This is a genomic window from Streptomyces dengpaensis (assembly GCF_002946835.1).
GTDB classification, from domain to species: Bacteria; Actinomycetota; Actinomycetes; order Streptomycetales; family Streptomycetaceae; genus Streptomyces; species Streptomyces dengpaensis.
In genome coordinates, this window is the sequence record NZ_CP026652.1 from 7,320,137 (window position 1) to 7,337,148 (window position 17,012).

The window sequence follows — 17,012 nt, forward strand, 5'->3', positions numbered from 1 at the left end:
AACAACCCCGCCATGCAGTGAAAGTTTTAGGAGACCCATGACCAGCCCCGACACCCTCGACATCACCCTCACCCCGCCCCCCGGCGGCCAGATACTCCACCAGTCCGACCGCGCCACCATCATCTGGGGAGACTGCCGCGACCCCGACGTCATAGCCCAAGTCCCCCTGGACTACGACCTGCTGTGCACCGACCCGCCCTACGGCGTGGGCTGGCAGTCCAGCCGGGGCAAAAACTTCGCCAAGATCGAGGGCGACGACGGGGCCACCGACTGGCCCGGCGTACTCAGGCTCTGGGCGCGCCGCCTGCGTAACTCCCGGCACGTCTACGTGTTCGGATACTCCTCGGACGAGTTGACCGAACCCCTCGGTCTCGGACCCACCGCCGAGATCATCTGGGACAAGAGGGCGATCGGCATGGGCAACCTGAGCATGCCCTGGGGGCCCGGACACGAAGTGATCACCTTCGGTGTGTCCAACGTGAACCCGAAGCACGGGGGGAAGGCCCGCCAGGGTGGGCTGACCGCCCGCATGAGGCAGGGATCCGTCATCCGCGTGCCTCGCAAGAACGCCACGGCCGTCACCCGGCATCCGACCGAAAAACCCTGGCCCCTGCTCGCACAACTGATCGAATCGTCCACCATGCGCGGCGACCTCGTCGTCGACCCATGCGCCGGATCGGGCAGCACCGGCGTTGCCGCCGTCCTCGAAGGCCGTCGCTGCTTCCTCGTCGAAGTCGACCGCCAGTACGCCGAACTCGCCGTCCAGCGAGTACAGGCGGCCGAGCGGCTCGCCCGGCAGATGGAGGCGTCGTGATTGCCGTCGACTGGGGCTGGGTCGCCGCCATCACCGTCATCGTCTGGCCCTTCGCCTACAGCGCCCTCTCCGCCATCCGGCGGGGCGGGCGCGCCCTCACCCACACCATCCGCACACACCACCGACGGAGCACCCGATGACCACACCCGCCGACGAACTCCGGGCCGCAGCCGCCGCCCTGAGGGCGCGAGCAGTGAAGGTCGAACGCGGCCTCACAGCCGCGCTCTCGGAAGGCACCCGCGATCTCTTCGGCAAGGCGATCCCCGATCGGTCCGCCATGCACCCCGGCGTCGGCCTCGCCCTCGCCGCCTGGCTCGACGTGGCAGCCGAGTACGCGGACAAGTGGCCAGCCGATCACCAGACCAACAGCCCGTTCCGGCTTGGCGCCCTCGCCGTGGCCCGCGCGATCAACGGCGGTGAGCAGCGATGACAGACCAGCCCACGGCCCGCCAGCGTCTCCTCGACGCCATGCGCGCCCGCACATGCTTCTGCGGCGCCGACTCCTGCCAGAACGCCGAGCCTCTCGTCGACGCCTACGCCCACGAGTTGGCCGAGCAGCAGCGGCACAACTTCGGCATTGGTGACGCACCGGTGAAGGCGCACTGCGATCCCGCCTGCGACTTCTGCCGGGGCGTGTCCAGCGCCGCCGACTTCATCGACCCGGAGACACAGCGATGACCCGCGACGAGCGGGAGCTGCGAACCGCAGCCCAAACCCTTCGTGACGTCGCCCCCGACATCACCGGACGACTTGCCGGACTCGCAGACCCGGTTGCCGACTGGCTCGACAAGACAGCCGACCACTGCCGGGCCGAGTACCTGTGCTGCGACTACGGCTCATGCTCCGAGGTCACGCCCGCCCTCGCTGTCGCCCGCGCCATCAACGGAGGCCAGCCGTGACCCACCTCCTCACCGCGCTCCTCGCCCTGGCCATCGGCTGGTGCTGGGGCCACGCCACCGCCCGTATCCGGGTCGTCGTGGCCGGCGGCACCGCACAGCAGGACGAGGCCGAACTCGCCGCCGCGGGTCAGCTTCCCGCAGTCGAGGCGCAGCAGCCCGACGGTTGGCAGCAGTGTCCGGCCTCCGAGTTCGACGGCTACGGCCTTCAGTGCCAGAAAGAAGCCGGGCACAACCTGTGCACCTTCGAGGAGCGGCCCTCCGGCGAGGCGGGGGAGCAGCGGTGACCGACGACCAGGAGACCTTTCACCGCTACGGCACCCCGTGCGCCAACGAGCGCTACCTCGCCCACTTCGGCTTGCAGGTCGATCCGTGGGACCTCGACCAGTGCGCTGAGTGCGAGTTCTGCGGGAGTTGCGTGATCCACATCTGCTACCGCGACGACGCCAGCACCCTCCTGCACCTCGACCACTTCAAGGACTTCGCCAACTCCGGCGAGCCCGAGTGCGGGTCGATCGGCGGCCCGTCGAACCTCGTACCCTCGCAGTACCGGCCGCGCCCCTGCAACCTGCCGCCCGGGCACGGCGGGAAGTGGCATCGGGCGCGGATGGGCTGGCACTGGCCGGTCGCGCGAGTCGGGGAGCGCCGATGACCGTCGACCTCCCGATCCCCGTGGTCGTGACCCGGCATCAGTGCCCGTTCTGCCGGATCACCCGGGCGAAGCGTCCGGCGATGGTCGCGCACATCGGCCGCTGCTGGCGCAACCCGGCCGCCCGCAGCTGCAAGACCTGCCGCCACTTCGAGCCGCCGGAGGACGGCCCGTACCCGGAGCACCCCGGCTGGCCCGAGAGCTGCACACAGGAGCGCGACCTCGCCGCCGGACTTCACACCAACTGCCCGAGCTGGCAGCCCGCCGCCTGACCGCTGGACGGCCCGCCTTCACCGACGGGGGCGGGCCGCAACCCCACACCACCACGAACCCTGGAGGAGTCTCATGCTCAGCACCGACCAGTGGGCCACGATCCGCGGCCTCGTCGCCTGGCTCGACTCGGAGAACGGGCGCAGCCAGCAGGAGATCACCCTGCGCATCCTGAAGCTGACCGAGGAGGTTGGCGAGGCTGGCCAGGCCTGGATCGGCGTGACCGGCCAGAACCCGCGCAAGGGCGTCACGCATGATCGGGCGGACGTTGCCGATGAGCTGTGCGACGTGATCGTCACCGCGGCCGTCGCTCTCGCCTCGGTGATCGATGATCCGGCGGGGCACCTGAACGTGAAGCTGGCGAAGATCGCCGCCCGCTCGGGGGTGGACGCCTGATGCCCCGCATGATCAACACTCGTGAGGTGGCCCGCGTCCTCGAGGCCTACCCGCAATCCGAGTTCGCCGACGGCGACTGGATCCCCGGCTGGCGTGCCGCCCAGGACGGGCGGCGGCGCGTGAACGTCTTCCACGACGGTCACGGCGAGGAGGACGGCCTCGAGCGGTACCGGCTCGAACTCCAGGCCGCTGGCTACTGCGTGATCCCCGACCAGATGCCCGGCGGCGGACGACGCCGACTGCACATCACCCGAGCCTGACCCCGCCCCTGCCGCCCCTGTGCCGCGGGGGCGGCACCCCGCACCGAACGTGAGGAACCACCGATGACCGATACCGCCGACCCCTGCGAGCTTGTGGATCTTGTGGACCGCGAAGGCCGCCCGACACTCCAGCGGATCCCCCGCGATACCGCCGATGACCATCCGGGCCTGTACCTGCCGATCGCCCTCGTGGTCGTCATGTCCAGCATCACCGGCGACCTGCTCGTCCATCAACGGAGTTCCGCCTCTGATGCCGCACCCGGCGCCGTCGACCACGTATGCGGCGCCATCCAGTCCGGCGAACCCGCTGACGTTGCGGCCCGGAGGGAGGCCCGCGAGGAGGCCGGCGTGGCACTGGATGTGCTGCTGCCGGTGTGCGCTGGGGTCAACGACTACGGCCGCTACCGGCACCTGTATGCCGGGGTGACCAGGGCAGCGGCAGGCGACCTGGCTGGCGAGGCGGGGGCCGAGCATCTCGGCTACGAGCCGCTCACCCAACTCGTGGGGGATGCCAAGGCGGGGCGTGTTTTCGTCAAGGGCTTCTTCGATGATCTGGCGTTGGCGGTCCGGAAGTTGGCCGCCAATGCTGTCCGCGGTCCGGTGTCGTGGACCGGGGAGGCCCGGTCGTGACCGACGTGCACATGCGCCTGGAGCCGTGCAGCGACGGCGTCCTGTCATGGCTGGCCGCCACACCCGTCCCGTACCCCGACCTTGTCGGACAGATCAGCGACGGGGAGATCGCCGGGATCGAGACGGTGGAGATCGCGACTGAGGAGTATCTGTGACCGCTCTGACTTTTCGCCAGCGCCAGGTCCTCACCCTGGCCGCGTTCGGCAACACGAACGTGATGATCGCCCGGATCCTCGACGTCCACCCGACGACCGTTCAGACCCATCTCACGGCGATCTACCAGCAGTTGGGGGCCCGGGACCGGGCGAACGCAGTAGCGATCGCCATCCACCGGGGCGACATCAGCCTTGCTGAACTCGCCCGGATCGCAGCCGCATCGAGCCCACGAGGCGCCGAGACCCAACGAGCGGGCACAGGGCGACCTCAGGGCGCCCCGGAGGCGTCCGGCGGCGCTCGGGACGTCCGAGGCGCTCCCGGGGCCGCAGGGAGGCGTACAGCGCCGCAAGGGGAGGCGGCAGCGTGAGCACCTACCTCCTCGACGTCCCCGAGCTGTACCGCCACCTCGACGTGAGGCGGCGGCAACAGGGCCTCACCTGGCGGGACTTGGCCGCACTGGTCGACGTGTCCCCGTCCACGTTCTCCCGCCTCGCCGACGGCCACCGGCCCGACGCCGACGCCCTCGTCTCCCTGCTCGTCTGGCTCGACCTCGACGACGGGCTCAACTACGTGATTAAACCCAAGGAGCAGCAGTGAACATCACTCCACCCATCGGCCGGATCATGGACACCAGCCGCCAGCCCTGCGGCTACTCACCCGGCGACACCGACGCCAACACCTGCATGCAGCCCGCCACCTGGCACATCGCCTGGGACGCCGACCTCGAGAACGGCCTGGCCTGCGACGAACACATGATCTACGCCAAGCAGTTCGCCTACGTCGACCGGCATCCCGTCGGCGTCGATTGCGCCATGCCCGGCTCGACCTGGGACTTCGAGGAGAAACGCTGCGGCTATCCCGGCAGTAGCGCGCCCGCCGTTGCCCACGCCGCTGCTGGCCAGCCGGGGGAGCAGGGATGACCGACTTCGACCGCGACCCCGAAGCCCTCGCCTGGGCGCGCGCCAAGATCCAGCGGCACGTGGACTGGCTCGCCAACGCCGAACGCGAGACCGCCGCGAGGGGCAACCGCGTAGGCGCCATCCGCTGGCGATTCGCGAAGAACTTCATGGCCCGCAAGCTGATCGGCGGCACCGGCTGCGTGATCGCCGACTTCGACGAACGACTCCCCGAGACCCTCGACCGGATCGACAAGGCCACGCCCACCAAGGAGACCCCGTGACCGAGCCGATGGCCGCAGACGACATCTGCGAGCACCACTACGAGACCCGCATCCTCGGCGGCCGACCGATCACCGTCCGCGCTTGCATCTTCTGCCGCACCCCCGACTGGGCTGACCTCGGCGAGCAGGCCACCGCGTTGTACCGGTGGGGCTGGGAGGAAGGGCGCGACGGGAAGGCGGCACGGGAGACGCTCAGCGCCTACGACAAGCCGCGGGAGGAGCCCGAGGCGTCTCGTGCCATCGACGACTATGAGGCGACCACCGGCCACGTCATCACGTGCACTGCCGCGTTCGCCGACATCTGCGACTACCCGCAGGACGGCCCCCACGCGCCCCACAGCGGCCCGGAGCGGCCGGATGTGGGCGCCGAGGCGGCGGACGGCGGGAACGGGGCCCAGGCGGGCGCAGGCGGCCGCGACCCCTACCGCCAACTCCTCGCCCGCCTCCAGGAAGAGCGCGCCCGCGCTCTCCGCAACGCGCCCCGCTGCACCATCGACGAAGCCCGCTGGGCCAACGAGGGCATCGCCGCGGGTATTCGGATCGCGGAAGCCTGGGCAGTCACCCTGCATGAGGGCCACGACGCGCGGCTCGCATACCTCGCGGCCGAGGGCGCCGGCTCCTACGCCCACCGCGCCGAGGAAGCTGAGCAGCACCGCGACCGGCTCGCCGCCACCCTCGCCGAGGTCCTCGACGAATTCCGCATCCCCGAACACCCCGGCGACTCGTGCGTCCGCACCGACGGCATCCCCTGCACACGGGTTGAACAGTGGCGCAGCGTCCTCAAGCCCGCCCACGACGACGGGCCCACCGTCACCGAGGCCGCCAACCAGACGCCCACCTGAACCACCCGATCGGGGCGGCTAGCCGACGGCCGACGGGGCAGGAATGCCGCATGAACGACGCCGACATCAAGGCTTTCTGCGCCGCACACAACATCAAAACCGAGATCGTCACCGACCCGTCCGGGGCCAGCCAGCTGGCTGTCAACGAGGACGGAATGCGGCAACTCGCTGACCTCGCACCAGACCCCGTGCGAGCCCACGCACTGGTTGATCAGCTGCTTACCGACGCTGCGGCCGACGAGGAGCCCCCGCGGTCTTGACAACGCCCCCAGCAGCTGTCTGGCTGGGGGCGTTGCGCCGCCTAGAACCGACCCGTGCAGGCCAGGCAGATCTGTGCGCGCTGCCAGTCCGCCAGCGCCGCCTGATACCGCTCCACCCCAGCGTGCATCACCGCCCCGTACACCAGCCCGCCCACCGCGACCAGCAGGCCGAGCAGGATGCCGCCCGACGTCATGAACGCAATCCCGGCCGCCACCGCCAGCAGGGCGACCCAATACCGGGCATCGACCTCATCCGGCGGCGCATACCGCAGCCGCAACGGCGACTCCGCGGGCAGCGACTTCCAGTAGTGGGCGAGGTTCTCCACGTTCGTCGACCCGCACTTCGAACTCGGACACTGCATCCCAACCCCCGATATCCGCCTGGCACTGACCGCAGATTGCGCAGCCGGGCGGCGGGAGGCAAGGAGTACCGGCGAGTCTGTGAGCGGGGCCACAGGCGGGCAGCAGCAAGGGCCCCAGCAGTCACGATGGAGCGCCCGTTGCAGTCACGGTCGGTAGTCGCTGGCCAGCTTGCACGCCTTCGTTTGATCGACCTGCGCAGCCTCGCGCGCGAGCAGCGGCGAGCAAGCCAGGAGGCTCGCCCTCTTCGAGGGATGTAGATCTTCTAGCCAGCCATCTTTCAGTGACCGTCTTTAGAAAGAGGTGGCAATTTCAGGACTCCTGTTCTTCCGGCATCCTGAAATTCAGGCCCCCTGAAAATCAGACCCCGGGGCAAGCTGCTTGAGCAGCGACAACAACCCCTCCGGCGTGTCACTCACGGCAGTCGTCGTCCGCCATCGTCCGTCCTTCCGCTCCTTCGTCTGCGCCACCAGTCCAGCGGCCCGGAGCTCCTTCAGCCCCTCGCGGATGGCGTGCTCACCCTCGCCCTTGCCGCCGGCCGCCTTATGGAGGTAGGCGAGGCGCTCGATGGTCATGCCGCCGCCGTCCGGGTGGGAGAGCAGCGTCAGGAGCATGCCCTTGGCCTTGAGGCTCAGCGTGTAGTTCTGGGCAACGTCCCTGTTGCTGACGGGAGTCCAGCCGGACTTCGGGCGCGAGCGGTGCGTCCTCAACGGGCCACCCCCGTCTGGCAGGGGACGGCACGGATCGGTATTGTCATAGGTGTTGCTCGACTTCCTGGACGTGGTCGGACAGCTGGTTTGGAGGAAGCGGGGGTGGTGCCCCGCTCAAAGCGAAAGCGGCCGGACGGAATGAGCCCCGTCCGGCCGCTTCTTTTTGCTGCAATTCTACGTGGCGCCTGCGCCTCAAGTGGCCTAATCCGCGCCGGGATTGACCATCAATTACTGAGCGGGCTGCCCGCTACCTGGGCACATCTCGCGCTGCCCGACCTGCTGATGCGGTGCCGTAGGCTCACCCGGCTTCGCACTCCCATACGCCCCGCACACGGGACAACACGCCCCGCATTGGCCAGGATCGAAACGCTGACCGTTCGCGTGATCACACAATGCAGTACTCCCTTACTCGACGGGATGGTGCTGTTGCGTGGTGCATTCCGCCGCGTACCAGCCATGCGAGCCGCGGGGAATTCTCAGACCAGGCGAACGAAAGCCCGCTCACCGTTGTGAAAGAACACGGTCAGCCCGGGATCGTTCTTGCCCTCGCGAACCGACCACACCTCGATGCTCTCCGTGTCCACCGGCTCAGCCGCACCGATCACCCCAGCCAGCCACGCATCCGGCGCGCCACCAACAGGCGCCTCAACGAACGCAGGCGGGCCGCCCTGCACAGCTGCGGTCGGCGAGTCGTGCTTGGCGCCCTCGGCGAGCTGCCCGATCACCTGCCAGTGCAACTCGCGGCCGCCCACCGACACGGCCAGAGCGAACGGATACGGGCCGTCTTCCAGCACCTCCACACGCTGCACGCCAGGGGTGTTCTTGAGGACGTCGACCAGGAAATCTCGATATTCCAAAGGACGCATATGTGATCAATTCCTTTCGTGGCGGGGCTCGGCCAGCCTAGTAGCCGGCCGAGCCCCAAACAGGGTTAGGACCGCATCCGTCCCATGTACTCGGAACGGACCGCGACCAGACGCGCGTGCGTCTCCCGCATCTGCTCCAGCCGGTCAGACAGCGTGCGGATCACGGTGGCCAAACCGTCCGGGTCCAGGCCGTCGATGAACATGTCGTCGACGAGCTCGATGACGGCGAAGGGGATGCGTTCGGCGATCTTCGGGGACCATGGCTCGACCTTGACCACCGTGTCGAGAACCTTGAACTCCTCCGGCGTGCCGTGCTCATTCACCGGCAGCGTCAACGGATCCGACCAGAACCAACACCACACATCCTCAGGGAACACCGTGGCGCCGACCTCGCGGTCGTGGTTCATCGTGCAGCCCTCCATGCACGAGTACGTCACGGGCCGGCCGGTGTGGCGGTCGACGAACGACCACGTGCGAGGAGCCGGCGCAGACGGGGCAGGCACGGAGGCGACGGCAGACTCAGGGGTTGCTAAAGTCATCGGAGACCTTCCTTCTGGAAGCGGGATAGGTTGTGACAGCGGAGTGGCATCCGCTGGATGAACTGGCCGGGCGGGTGCAACCGCTCGGCCGTTCGCGTGTTACGGGGTGGCGAGCAGCTTCGCGAGCGTCGCCAGATCCTCTTCGCTCATCGACTCGCGGAGTAGGCGTGCCGCCTCGCCTGGCTGGCCGACCGGAACTCGGACGGTGCGGTCGCCTGCTGCGCGGACGAACACCCCTTCACCTTTGCGGCCTTCGATCAGACCTTCGTCCTTGAGGATGCGAAGGGCGCGCTGTGCGGTGGTGACGGTGACGCCGAAGAACTGGTGCAGTTCGGCGAAGGAGGGGAGTCGGTCGCCAGCTGTGAGTTCGCTGCGCTCGATGGCCCCGCGTAGCTCGTCGGCGACTTGGGCGTATCGGGCGGTGCGGTCGCGCTTGTCGACCTTCTGGAGCGCGCCGGCGGTGAGGGCGAGCGGGGAGGGAACGCCTGCGACGTTGTGCTTCGGGGCCTCGGTCTGGATGGCCGCGAGTTCGGCCTTGAGGGCGTCATCCCGGCTCGGCAGCCAGTCGACGGTCTTGCGGGCCACGAGGGGCCACCAAGTGCGGGCCGCCGTGTAAGCGTGCATTGACCAGCGCGTCTCGGGGTCTCGGGTGATGCCGACATAGAGCAGGCCGTCGCTCTCGTCGAACATCCGGTAGAGCGCGGTGCGCTCCGGGGTTTCGGGCATGGGATCCCTTCGAGGCAGACATATTTCTAGCCAGAATGTGCGCACTGTCACAGCTCGACTACGCAGAACCGTAGCGCTATAGAGCAATTCTATCCACCCCCTGTGCGCGAACGCCTACGGAAGGGTCATTGACCAGCAGATACGTGTAGCGGGTAGCGTTGCTGTATATGAATCCGTCCCGAAGGAGAACGCGTGCCACGCCAGTCCGGCGAACCGCCTAAGTACCAGGAGATCGCCGACAAGCTGCGCGGGCAGATCGGCGACGGAACCTACCCGCCCGGCAGCATGCTGCCCCCCGAGCGGAAGATCGCCGAGATCGAAGGGGTGGCAGTCGGCACCGCCCGCCGCGCTCTGGCAGTCCTGCGCGACGAGGGCTACACCGAAGCCCGGGTCGGTGCCGGTGTGTACGTGCGCACCTGGCGGCCGATCGTCCGCAACGCCCTGAAGCGGCTGCGCACTTCACAGTGGGGTGAAGGGCGGTCCATCTGGGACGTTGACATCGACGATCGCGACCTTGAGGCCGTAGACGTCCAGATCGAGCACATCCCGGCCCCGGCCGACGTGGCGCACCTGCTCGACGTCGAAGAAGGTCGGCTCGTCTATCGGCGCAATCGCAAGTACCTCGTGGACGGCGTTGCGGTGATGCGGTCGACGTCGTACATCCCGGAGGATCTCGCGCGTGGCACGCGGATCACGCAGGTCGACTCAGGGCCGGGCGGAACGTATGCGCGGCTCCGTGAGGCGGGTCATGGGCCGGTGAAGTTCCGCGAGGAGCTGCGCTGTCGCATGCCGTCCGCTGCTGAGGCGGAGGATCTGGCGCTCGCGGCGGCGACTCCGGTGGTGGAGATGTGTCGCTCCGCGCAGCGTGCCGACGGGCGCGTCGTTGAGGTCAATCGAATGATTCTGGACGCCTCGCGCTACCTGCTGGTCTACGACTTCCCCGCCTGACCTGCGAGTTGAGCCCCTGCCCTTGACGGGTGGGGGCTTTTTGCATGCCTTGATTTCGCTCATTGCTCTATAGCTCTATTGATTGCTCTGTAGCGGTGTGCTTCCATGGAGTCGTCCACCCCAGTCGACCGCAGGGGAGCACCTAGTGACGCCTGTCTCCGTCGCCCCCACGGGCGGCTTCCTCACCACTGGAGAGGTCGCCATCCGCATAGGCGGCACTCCGCAGCACGTGCGTGAACTGATCAAGTCCGGCCGCATCGAGGCGATCGACATCGCCAAGGGAGACGGCCGGCCCCGCTTCCGGGTCTCCGAGACGGCGCTCGCCGCCTTCCTCGACAGCGCGGCCGTCCGCACCACCCACGTCCAGTCCACCTCGGAGGTGGCGTGAGATGAGTACCGCAACCCCGACTCCCCGCCCCGCTGCCCTGCTGATGTCGTTCTCCACCTCGGCCGGTGCCGTGGTTGAGGTGTCCGCGGTGGACCGCAGCAGCGCCCCGTACCGCTGGACCTGTTCGGCGGGGCATGACGGTGGCCGCGCTTACGCGTCGCTTCCGTTCTGCCGTGATGACGCGAAGGCTCACGCCGGCGAGTGCCTGGGTGTCGCGCCGGACCCGGCGGTGGTTGAGAAGGTTCGTGTCGCGCTCGGCTACCGGGCCGGCTGGAAGCCCAACCGGCACCTCGGCGAGATCGCCACGCGCCTGACGGTGTGGTCGCAGGTCGAGCTGAACGAGATCTTCGAGCGGGTCGGTGGCACGGTCACCACCCGCGAGGTCGAGCGCAGCACCTCGGACGGCAGCTCCACCTGGATGGCCACCGAGATCACCCTGACCGTTGTCGTTCCGGGCGTCGGGCCCGTCGAGGTCGTCACCGACATCGAGGACGATCCGGAGCACGGCTACCGCACCGACGTTCCCGTCGTGGCCGTGGCCCGCTATCGCGCCGCTGCCGCCCACTGCCGGGCGCTCGCCGCGGATGGCGACTTCGATGGCTGCCTGCCCGTGCAGGACGAGATGGCGATGTGCCGCTGCCAGCTGGAGCGCGCTGGCCGCCTCGACCTGATTGGGGCGGCGTGATGGCCCGCAGGTTCAAGGACATGCAGACGCCGGAGCAGCAGTACGCGGCCGGGCAGGTGCCGACGCGGGCGCATGCGTTGCGGCAGGAGGCGCAGGCTGCGCTGGATGAGGCGGGCCGTCTGACTGCCCCTCGTCGCAGGGAGGGCCAGCGCGGGAGGGTCCTGCCCGAGTTCGGCCCGCACAGTGACCGTGACGGGGCTCGGGTCGATCAGCTTCGAGCGAAGGCGCGGGATCTGCGGGCTGCCGCGGACGCGGCCGAGGCGCCTGCGCCGAAGCCGAAGCGGCGGTGGTTTTGATGGCCGAGATCCTCGACCGTTTCCCGGCGAGCAATCCGCGTGGCAGCTGGCCGGCGGAGGAGTCTGCGGCCCGGCTGTCTGAGCAGGGAACTCCGTCGACCGTCGTCATGGACCTCGACTCCGACCAGTTCCTCGTCGTCCGCGAGGGCGACTCCTAGGCCGCTGCGGGCGGCGGGGATGACGTCCCCCACGGCCTCCGCCGCCCGCGGCTCCCAGTTCCCCGCACCACCCCACTGTTCCTGTGTCCCGGAAGGGCCGATGAATCATGTCTCCGCTTGTTCTGTCCGATGCCGACCTGGCCGCCTCCGAGCTGGGCCGTAAGCGGCGCGCCGGTGTGACTGTCGCCGACGTCAAGGCTGATGCGGTCGCTGACTTGTTCGCTGACTTCGCGACCGCTCGCGCTGATGGGCGTTCGGATCTTATGCAGCTGATCCGTGATCACGCCTACGCCATCGACCCCGCCCTGGTGGACGAGCTCGACGGCTTCGACTACCCGGCCGCCGCCTGACCGCCTGGTCCGCCGTGGCGCGGTACATCCCCCGGCCGCGCCACGGCCACAGCCCCGGCATCCAGCCGTGAGGGCGCCGGATCGAATCCGGCCCGGGGCGCGCATTACCCGCCGATCACCCAACCGAGAGGACCAGATCATGAGCGAGGCCACCACGACCGCGCCCGTCACCTACCACTGGATTGCCACCGTGCAGACCGAGCGTGGGCGGATCGAGACCAACGACGGTCCGGTCGACGCGATCCCGGGTGTCCACACGCACACCTCTACGTACCGGGCCGTCCTCGCCAACCTCACGGAGAAGTACGGGCCGGACTTCGGCCTCCTGTTTTTCGCCCTTGAGGCCGACCAGCTCTGAACCTTTACAGCCGACCTGCAGCGCCGCCGCTGACCGGCTGCCCGATCCGCCCGTCTCGCACGGGCCCGGACGGGGAACCAGCGACTTCCAACCCAACCCGAGGAGAACCGCATGTTCGGCAAGAACGAGACCGGCAAGCCCTGCCAGGCGTGCGGCAACGAGACCACGAAGGACGACCCGGCGGTGCGCCTGAAGGACAGCGGTACGCGCGTCCACAAGAGCCACACCACGAACCCGAAGTCCTGCCTGTTTGGCGAGCAGACCAAGCGCAGCTGACCGGCTGTCCGCGGTGCCTCGGCCAGCCGAGGCGCCAAGGAGAACTGGCGCAGCACCACCCCATCCCATCGTTCGAAGAGAGGCTGTCATGCGTCGTCACCCCATCCTCTGGTCGCTGCTCGCGGCCTATCTGCTGGTCGTGGGTCTGTGGCCTGCGGCTGCGATCCCGGTCGAGCTGGCTGCGACGGGCGCGTTCACCGTGCTGGCGAAGCCGGCCGTGCTGCTGCTCGTCGCGGTCGTCGCCCTGATCGTGTCGGCCCTCCGTCGTCCGGCCCACGTGCACGCCGGGAGGCACTGATGCCGGTCACGTTCCGCAAGAGCTTCCGGATCCTGCCCGGCGTCCGGTTGAACATCAACCGGCGCTCCTGGTCGATCACGTTGGGCGGAGGCAAGGGCCCCCGCTATACGCGGAGTTCGACGGGCCAGGACACCGTCTCGCAGAACTTGCCGGGCGGGTTCGGCTACCGCTCCACCCACCGCCGTCGCTGACCGCCACCCACCCCACTACGCCCACGGAATCCTGAAGGGACTGATCCACCGTGACCACCTCCGTCGAGAAGAAGGTCAACGGCACGTCCGTGGCCTCGCCCGAGCCGCGGTTCGACCCGTGCGCGCTGGCCGAGGCGGAGGCGATCCGTACCCGAGCCGACGCCGAAGCCGAAGCGCTGCGCGTCAAGGCCGAGGGTGAGGCTGACGCCGCGCGAACCCTGGCCGCCGAGCAGGCGGAGAAGGACCGCATCGCCAACGAGCGGGCCCGCATGCGCTTGCAGAAGGAGCAGGCCGACCACCAGGCGTACATCGCGAAGAAGGCCGCCGATGCCGCGAAGTCGAAGGCCGAGGAGGACAAGGCGCAGCAGGCTGCCTCCGAGAAGGAGGCCGCGGAGGCGAAGCGGGATGCGGAGCAGCAGCGCTCCGAGCGCTGGTGGAAGTGGGGTGCCCGCGGCATCTACGCGGTCGGCCTGATCATCGCCGCCCCGGTGCAGTTCATGCACTTCTGGGACCCGAAGCGGCCGTTCCTCGTCGCCGCCCCCGCCCTCCTCGAAGGCCTCGCCCTCGTTCTTGCGTTCGGCGCCGCGTGGGCGGTTGCTCACCGGCGGGATGTCGCCCCCTACCGGGTCGGCATCATGCTCGGCGCGGCGATCGCCGCCGGGATCAACATGTACGGCGGCCTGTCCGACGAGCGGATCGGCTTCAACGCCGGCCTGATCGGCGCCATCGCCTCCCTCGGTGGGCCGATCGTCCTGATGGCCTACGAGCATGGCATCGCCCAGAAAGCCGACGGGATCCCGTCCTTCCGTGAGCGCCGCGCGGCGGAGAAGAAGGCCGCCGCGGAGAAGAAGGCGCGCGAGAGCGCACGGGCCGAGAAGCAGGCCGCGGAGAAACAGGCCGCGGAGGAGAAGGCGGCCCGCGAGAAGGCCGCGGCGGAGGAGCAGGCGCGCAAGGATGCCGACCGCCAGGCGAAGCACCCCGACGTGTGGGAGGTCGCCGACGCGCTCCGTTCCGCCCGCGGTTCGCAGTACGTCACCGAGCAGATCTGGGCCGAGGCCTGGTTCCTCGTTACCGGCTGCAAGACGGTCGGTATCCGCCCCGAAATCGAAGCGCAGTCGCGCGCCGCGCAGGCCCACATGCGGACCGTCACCGACGCGCCCGTTTTGGGACCTCAGTCGCTGATCAGTTCCCAAATGGGTTCCCGCACGAAGCGCGACCCGAACGCCCCCGACGGACGCCGTAACAACGGCGGCACGCCGCCCGTTCGCCGGCCCGGCGACACCCAGCCCTACAGCCCGCTCGCGAAGAAGCAGGCGCGCATCGAGCAGACCACCGAGAAGAAGGACTGAGACCCCGCCATGGCTACCCCGCTGAGCGACGAGCGCACGCCGCTGGCCCTCGTCACCGACACCCCGGAGAAGGTCGACCCCGCCGCGTCGTGGGTTGTGGAGAAGCGCCCGCGCCCTGCGTGGATGATGTCCGGCATACAGCTGCGGCAGTGGGCTATGTACGCGAAGGACAATACCGTCGACGCGGTTGTCTTCCACGCCACCCACTCGCCGTACTACCTCGGCTGGTCGCTGCGCGGCTACCGGCGCCTGTGCCTGCGCTGGTGGGAGGCCCGGCACGACGACTACCGGCAGCAGATCGCCACCGCCAAGCTGATGCTGCGCCAGGCGAAGGAGCAGCCTCGCGGTGCCGCGCGCGCCGCGGACGAGTCGAAGGCCCGCGCCCTCCTGGAGGTCCGCCGAGCCGAGTTCAAGGCGCACAAGAAGCGGCACTGGATCCGCACCGGCATCAGCGGCCTGATCATCGTCGGCGGGTCCATGGCCGCCTTCACGCAGGGCAGCTGGTGGATGCAGGTGCTGCTCGCCCTCGCGGTCATCTTCACCGGCGTCTACTTCGGCCGACCCGACGCGCCGACCGTCGCCCCGATCCAGGCGCCGACCCGTACCTCGCACCTCGGGGAGGAGACCATGCGGCGCGTCCTCGTCGAGGCCGGCGTCGTACCTGAGAAGCGGGCGACGGAGATCCGTGGCGTGGGCCTGCCCCACACCGATGGGCCCGGCATCGCTTACGCGGTCGACCTACCCTCCGGCATCCCCGCCTCTGCGGCGCTCGGTAAGGAGACGCAGAAGAAGATCGCGTCCGCTCTCGCCGTGCACCTGGACTGGATCGACCTCGACGTCGACCGCAGTCCCGGCAGCAGCGAGTCCCGCCTCACGGTGTGGGTATCCAACGGCGACCCGTTCGCCGTCGTCCGCCGCTCCCCGCTCCTCGACCACAAGGGGCAGCTCAACACCTTCCGCGACGGCATCCCAGCCTCGTTCGGAAAGCGCGGCAACCCGATCATCCTGCGGATCCGCGACACCAGCATCCTCGTTGCGGGCGCCACCCGCCGCGGCAAGGGCATGTTCCTGGCGAACATCCTGATCGGCGTCATGAAGGACCCGTGGGTCAACGTCCGGATCTTCGACGGCAAGGGGACGGCAGAGCACAACCCCTACGCGCCGACCCTGGCCACGTTCGTGAAGCGCAACCCCGAGCGGCTCGCCATCATCACCCGCGCGATCGTCGCCGAACTCGACCGCCGCTCCGACCTCCTTGACGAGCACGGCTACGAGAAGATCGACGACGACAACTACGACGAGGTCATGGAACTCCTCGGCGGCCGGGAAGTCTTCATCTGCGACGAACTCGCCACCTACACACCCAAGGGCACTAGCCCCTACGACGAGGAGATCACAGAGAACCTGTCGCAGATCGCCGCCGTCGGCGCTGCGCTCGGAGTCCTTCTCATCAGCGTCACCCAGGTTCCCGAGGTCAGCGTCATCCGCGGCCGACTCCGCCAGAACCACATCGGCCGCGCCGCGATGAACACCGAGTCCGGCACCGCGTCCAACACCATCCTCGGCGACGGCATGACCGGGCAGGGATATGACGCATCCAAGATCCCGATCGACCAGCCGGGGCGATTCTGGCTGGCCACCCCCGAGACCGGCGTCATCGAAGGCCGCTCCTACCTGGTCACGCCCGATGACAAGAAGCGGGTCGCGGCTGAGGGTTACGAGATCCGCAAGGCCGCCAGCCGCCTGCCAGGCCAGTGGCGCGACCCGATCGAGGAGCACCTGCAGCAGGTGACCGGCGTGTCCTCCGCGGCCGGCGGCGAGGGAGGCAAGGGGCGCATCGTCCACTTCGACTTCCTTACCTGGCTGGAGGATCTGGCCCTGTCCACGGGGCGCGGCAACGTCACGAACCTGGAAGTGTTCACCAGCCTCGTCGACATGTCGCCGGAGTATGCGCGCCGTGACGGCGAAACGGACGAGGGCTGGACTGCCCGGGTCGGGAAGCTCGTCAGGGACTTGATCGCTGCGACGGGCGCCGAACTGCGGGTCAAGCGCGTGCCGGTGGACGACGGGAAGCGCTCGCAGGGCTACCTCCTCGACGACGTCACGAAGGCCCGCAAAAGCCGCAAGTAACCCCTGGCAGACCCCTGGCGGCGAGTGGATA

General features: G+C 68.9%; 35 protein-coding genes. 30 read left to right on the forward strand and 5 right to left on the reverse strand.

Translation table 11 applies throughout. The features are described 5' to 3' along the window. Window positions 1-37: 37 nt before the first annotated feature. The 18 genes from C4B68_RS33915 (at window position 38) to C4B68_RS33995 (ending at window position 6,353) form a co-directional block, all read left to right on the forward strand. Window positions 38-814, forward strand: coding sequence for a DNA-methyltransferase (locus tag C4B68_RS33915; protein ID WP_099500330.1), 777 nt, complete (start codon window positions 38-40; stop codon window positions 812-814). Next, the gene (locus C4B68_RS42180) at window positions 811-954 is read left to right on the forward strand and encodes a hypothetical protein (protein ID WP_167459211.1); all 144 of its coding nucleotides are present in this window, start codon (window positions 811-813) and stop codon (window positions 952-954) included. The genes C4B68_RS33915 and C4B68_RS42180 overlap by 4 nt, the downstream gene beginning before the upstream one ends. Next, window positions 951-1,244 (forward strand): hypothetical protein, encoded by a 294-nt coding sequence (locus C4B68_RS33920; protein ID WP_099500331.1) that lies wholly within the window; start codon window positions 951-953, stop codon window positions 1,242-1,244. Before C4B68_RS42180 ends, C4B68_RS33920 begins: the two co-directional genes overlap by 4 nt. Then, window positions 1,241-1,492: a hypothetical protein gene (locus C4B68_RS33925; RefSeq protein ID WP_099500332.1), complete on the forward strand. Its 252-nt coding sequence runs from the start codon at window positions 1,241-1,243 to the stop codon at window positions 1,490-1,492. Before C4B68_RS33920 ends, C4B68_RS33925 begins: the two co-directional genes overlap by 4 nt. After that, a complete protein-coding gene (locus tag C4B68_RS33930; protein ID WP_099500333.1) occupies window positions 1,489-1,713 on the forward strand; it encodes a hypothetical protein in 225 nt (74 codons plus the stop codon). The genes C4B68_RS33925 and C4B68_RS33930 overlap by 4 nt, the downstream gene beginning before the upstream one ends. Next, window positions 1,710-1,997 carry a hypothetical protein gene (locus tag C4B68_RS33935; protein ID WP_099500334.1) on the forward strand — a complete coding sequence of 96 codons (288 nt, stop codon included), beginning with the start codon at window positions 1,710-1,712 and terminating at the stop codon, window positions 1,995-1,997. The genes C4B68_RS33930 and C4B68_RS33935 overlap by 4 nt, the downstream gene beginning before the upstream one ends. Then, window positions 1,994-2,362, forward strand: coding sequence for a hypothetical protein (locus C4B68_RS33940; protein WP_099500335.1), 369 nt, complete (start codon window positions 1,994-1,996; stop codon window positions 2,360-2,362). Before C4B68_RS33935 ends, C4B68_RS33940 begins: the two co-directional genes overlap by 4 nt. Further along, window positions 2,359-2,631, forward strand: coding sequence for a hypothetical protein (locus C4B68_RS33945; RefSeq protein ID WP_099500336.1), 273 nt, complete (start codon window positions 2,359-2,361; stop codon window positions 2,629-2,631). The genes C4B68_RS33940 and C4B68_RS33945 overlap by 4 nt, the downstream gene beginning before the upstream one ends. A 73-nt stretch (window positions 2,632-2,704) precedes the next feature. Next, window positions 2,705-3,025: a MazG-like family protein gene (locus tag C4B68_RS33950; protein ID WP_099500337.1), complete on the forward strand. Its 321-nt coding sequence runs from the start codon at window positions 2,705-2,707 to the stop codon at window positions 3,023-3,025. 8 nt (window positions 3,026-3,033) lie between these two features. Next, on the forward strand, window positions 3,034-3,285 hold the full coding sequence (locus C4B68_RS33955; protein ID WP_240634558.1) for a hypothetical protein: 252 nt from the start codon (window positions 3,034-3,036) through the stop codon (window positions 3,283-3,285). A gap of 63 nt (window positions 3,286-3,348) precedes the next feature. Next, the gene (locus C4B68_RS33960) at window positions 3,349-3,915 is read left to right on the forward strand and encodes an NUDIX domain-containing protein (RefSeq protein ID WP_099500339.1); all 567 of its coding nucleotides are present in this window, start codon (window positions 3,349-3,351) and stop codon (window positions 3,913-3,915) included. Then, window positions 3,912-4,070, forward strand: coding sequence for a hypothetical protein (locus C4B68_RS42185; protein ID WP_167459212.1), 159 nt, complete (start codon window positions 3,912-3,914; stop codon window positions 4,068-4,070). The genes C4B68_RS33960 and C4B68_RS42185 overlap by 4 nt, the downstream gene beginning before the upstream one ends. Further along, a complete protein-coding gene (locus tag C4B68_RS33970) occupies window positions 4,067-4,438 on the forward strand; it encodes a helix-turn-helix domain-containing protein (protein ID WP_099500341.1) in 372 nt (123 codons plus the stop codon). The genes C4B68_RS42185 and C4B68_RS33970 overlap by 4 nt, the downstream gene beginning before the upstream one ends. After that, window positions 4,435-4,668, forward strand: a complete 234-nt coding sequence (locus tag C4B68_RS42190; RefSeq protein WP_099500342.1) for a helix-turn-helix domain-containing protein — start codon at window positions 4,435-4,437, stop codon at window positions 4,666-4,668. Before C4B68_RS33970 ends, C4B68_RS42190 begins: the two co-directional genes overlap by 4 nt. Continuing rightward, the gene (locus C4B68_RS33980; RefSeq protein ID WP_099500343.1) at window positions 4,665-4,991 is read left to right on the forward strand and encodes a hypothetical protein; all 327 of its coding nucleotides are present in this window, start codon (window positions 4,665-4,667) and stop codon (window positions 4,989-4,991) included. The genes C4B68_RS42190 and C4B68_RS33980 overlap by 4 nt, the downstream gene beginning before the upstream one ends. Next, on the forward strand, window positions 4,988-5,251 hold the full coding sequence (locus C4B68_RS33985) for a hypothetical protein (RefSeq protein ID WP_099500344.1): 264 nt from the start codon (window positions 4,988-4,990) through the stop codon (window positions 5,249-5,251). The genes C4B68_RS33980 and C4B68_RS33985 overlap by 4 nt, the downstream gene beginning before the upstream one ends. Then, window positions 5,248-6,093: a hypothetical protein gene (locus C4B68_RS33990; protein WP_099500345.1), complete on the forward strand. Its 846-nt coding sequence runs from the start codon at window positions 5,248-5,250 to the stop codon at window positions 6,091-6,093. Before C4B68_RS33985 ends, C4B68_RS33990 begins: the two co-directional genes overlap by 4 nt. Before the next feature lie 50 nt (window positions 6,094-6,143). After that, window positions 6,144-6,353: a hypothetical protein gene (locus C4B68_RS33995; RefSeq protein WP_099500346.1), complete on the forward strand. Its 210-nt coding sequence runs from the start codon at window positions 6,144-6,146 to the stop codon at window positions 6,351-6,353. A gap of 41 nt (window positions 6,354-6,394) precedes the next feature. On the opposite strand, the gene C4B68_RS34000 is transcribed toward C4B68_RS33995, so the two are convergent. The 5 genes from C4B68_RS34000 to C4B68_RS34020 all read right to left on the reverse strand — a co-directional run bounded on the left by C4B68_RS34000 (window position 6,395) and on the right by C4B68_RS34020 (window position 9,554). Beyond that, a complete protein-coding gene (locus tag C4B68_RS34000) occupies window positions 6,395-6,715 on the reverse strand; it encodes a hypothetical protein (RefSeq protein WP_143674285.1) in 321 nt (106 codons plus the stop codon). A gap of 342 nt (window positions 6,716-7,057) precedes the next feature. Continuing rightward, window positions 7,058-7,423, reverse strand: coding sequence for a helix-turn-helix domain-containing protein (locus C4B68_RS34005; RefSeq protein ID WP_099500348.1), 366 nt, complete (start codon window positions 7,421-7,423; stop codon window positions 7,058-7,060). 476 nt (window positions 7,424-7,899) lie between these two features. Further along, window positions 7,900-8,289 (reverse strand): hypothetical protein, encoded by a 390-nt coding sequence (locus tag C4B68_RS34010; RefSeq protein WP_099500349.1) that lies wholly within the window; start codon window positions 8,287-8,289, stop codon window positions 7,900-7,902. Window positions 8,290-8,354: 65 nt separating this feature from the next. Continuing rightward, a complete protein-coding gene (locus tag C4B68_RS34015) occupies window positions 8,355-8,828 on the reverse strand; it encodes a DUF6907 domain-containing protein (RefSeq protein WP_373682192.1) in 474 nt (157 codons plus the stop codon). 99 nt (window positions 8,829-8,927) lie between these two features. Continuing rightward, the gene (locus C4B68_RS34020; protein WP_167459213.1) at window positions 8,928-9,554 is read right to left on the reverse strand and encodes a GntR family transcriptional regulator; all 627 of its coding nucleotides are present in this window, start codon (window positions 9,552-9,554) and stop codon (window positions 8,928-8,930) included. A 192-nt stretch (window positions 9,555-9,746) separates the two neighbouring features. Here C4B68_RS34020 and C4B68_RS34025 point away from each other — a divergent pair, with 192 nt between their 5' ends. The 12 genes from C4B68_RS34025 (at window position 9,747) to C4B68_RS34070 (ending at window position 16,981) form a co-directional block, all read left to right on the forward strand. Next, on the forward strand, window positions 9,747-10,502 hold the full coding sequence (locus C4B68_RS34025; protein WP_240634559.1) for a GntR family transcriptional regulator: 756 nt from the start codon (window positions 9,747-9,749) through the stop codon (window positions 10,500-10,502). Window positions 10,503-10,647: 145 nt separating this feature from the next. Continuing rightward, window positions 10,648-10,890, forward strand: a complete 243-nt coding sequence (locus tag C4B68_RS34030) for a helix-turn-helix domain-containing protein (protein ID WP_099500351.1) — start codon at window positions 10,648-10,650, stop codon at window positions 10,888-10,890. A gap of 1 nt (window position 10,891) precedes the next feature. Next, a complete protein-coding gene (locus C4B68_RS34035) occupies window positions 10,892-11,575 on the forward strand; it encodes a hypothetical protein (protein ID WP_099500352.1) in 684 nt (227 codons plus the stop codon). After that, window positions 11,575-11,871, forward strand: a complete 297-nt coding sequence (locus tag C4B68_RS34040; RefSeq protein WP_143674287.1) for a hypothetical protein — start codon at window positions 11,575-11,577, stop codon at window positions 11,869-11,871. The genes C4B68_RS34035 and C4B68_RS34040 overlap by 1 nt, the downstream gene beginning before the upstream one ends. Next, window positions 11,871-12,029 carry a hypothetical protein gene (locus C4B68_RS42195; RefSeq protein ID WP_167459214.1) on the forward strand — a complete coding sequence of 53 codons (159 nt, stop codon included), beginning with the start codon at window positions 11,871-11,873 and terminating at the stop codon, window positions 12,027-12,029. The genes C4B68_RS34040 and C4B68_RS42195 overlap by 1 nt, the downstream gene beginning before the upstream one ends. 107 nt (window positions 12,030-12,136) lie before the next feature. Then, on the forward strand, window positions 12,137-12,379 hold the full coding sequence (locus C4B68_RS34045; RefSeq protein ID WP_099500354.1) for a hypothetical protein: 243 nt from the start codon (window positions 12,137-12,139) through the stop codon (window positions 12,377-12,379). A 139-nt stretch (window positions 12,380-12,518) separates the two neighbouring features. Beyond that, complete coding sequence (locus C4B68_RS34050) at window positions 12,519-12,737, forward strand: hypothetical protein (protein WP_099500355.1); 219 nt, start codon at window positions 12,519-12,521, stop codon at window positions 12,735-12,737. Between the two features lie 111 nt (window positions 12,738-12,848). Next, window positions 12,849-13,013 (forward strand): hypothetical protein, encoded by a 165-nt coding sequence (locus tag C4B68_RS42200; protein WP_167459215.1) that lies wholly within the window; start codon window positions 12,849-12,851, stop codon window positions 13,011-13,013. An 88-nt stretch (window positions 13,014-13,101) separates the two neighbouring features. Beyond that, on the forward strand, window positions 13,102-13,311 hold the full coding sequence (locus C4B68_RS34055) for a hypothetical protein (RefSeq protein WP_099500356.1): 210 nt from the start codon (window positions 13,102-13,104) through the stop codon (window positions 13,309-13,311). Then, entirely contained in the window at window positions 13,311-13,502 is a 192-nt protein-coding gene (locus C4B68_RS34060; protein ID WP_099500357.1) for a DUF4236 domain-containing protein, read from the forward strand. Before C4B68_RS34055 ends, C4B68_RS34060 begins: the two co-directional genes overlap by 1 nt. A gap of 50 nt (window positions 13,503-13,552) precedes the next feature. Beyond that, a complete protein-coding gene (locus tag C4B68_RS34065) occupies window positions 13,553-14,851 on the forward strand; it encodes an MFS transporter (protein WP_099500358.1) in 1,299 nt (432 codons plus the stop codon). 9 nt (window positions 14,852-14,860) lie between these two features. Next, window positions 14,861-16,981 carry an FtsK/SpoIIIE domain-containing protein gene (locus tag C4B68_RS34070; RefSeq protein WP_099500359.1) on the forward strand — a complete coding sequence of 707 codons (2,121 nt, stop codon included), beginning with the start codon at window positions 14,861-14,863 and terminating at the stop codon, window positions 16,979-16,981. The last annotated feature ends 31 nt before the right edge of the window (window positions 16,982-17,012 follow it).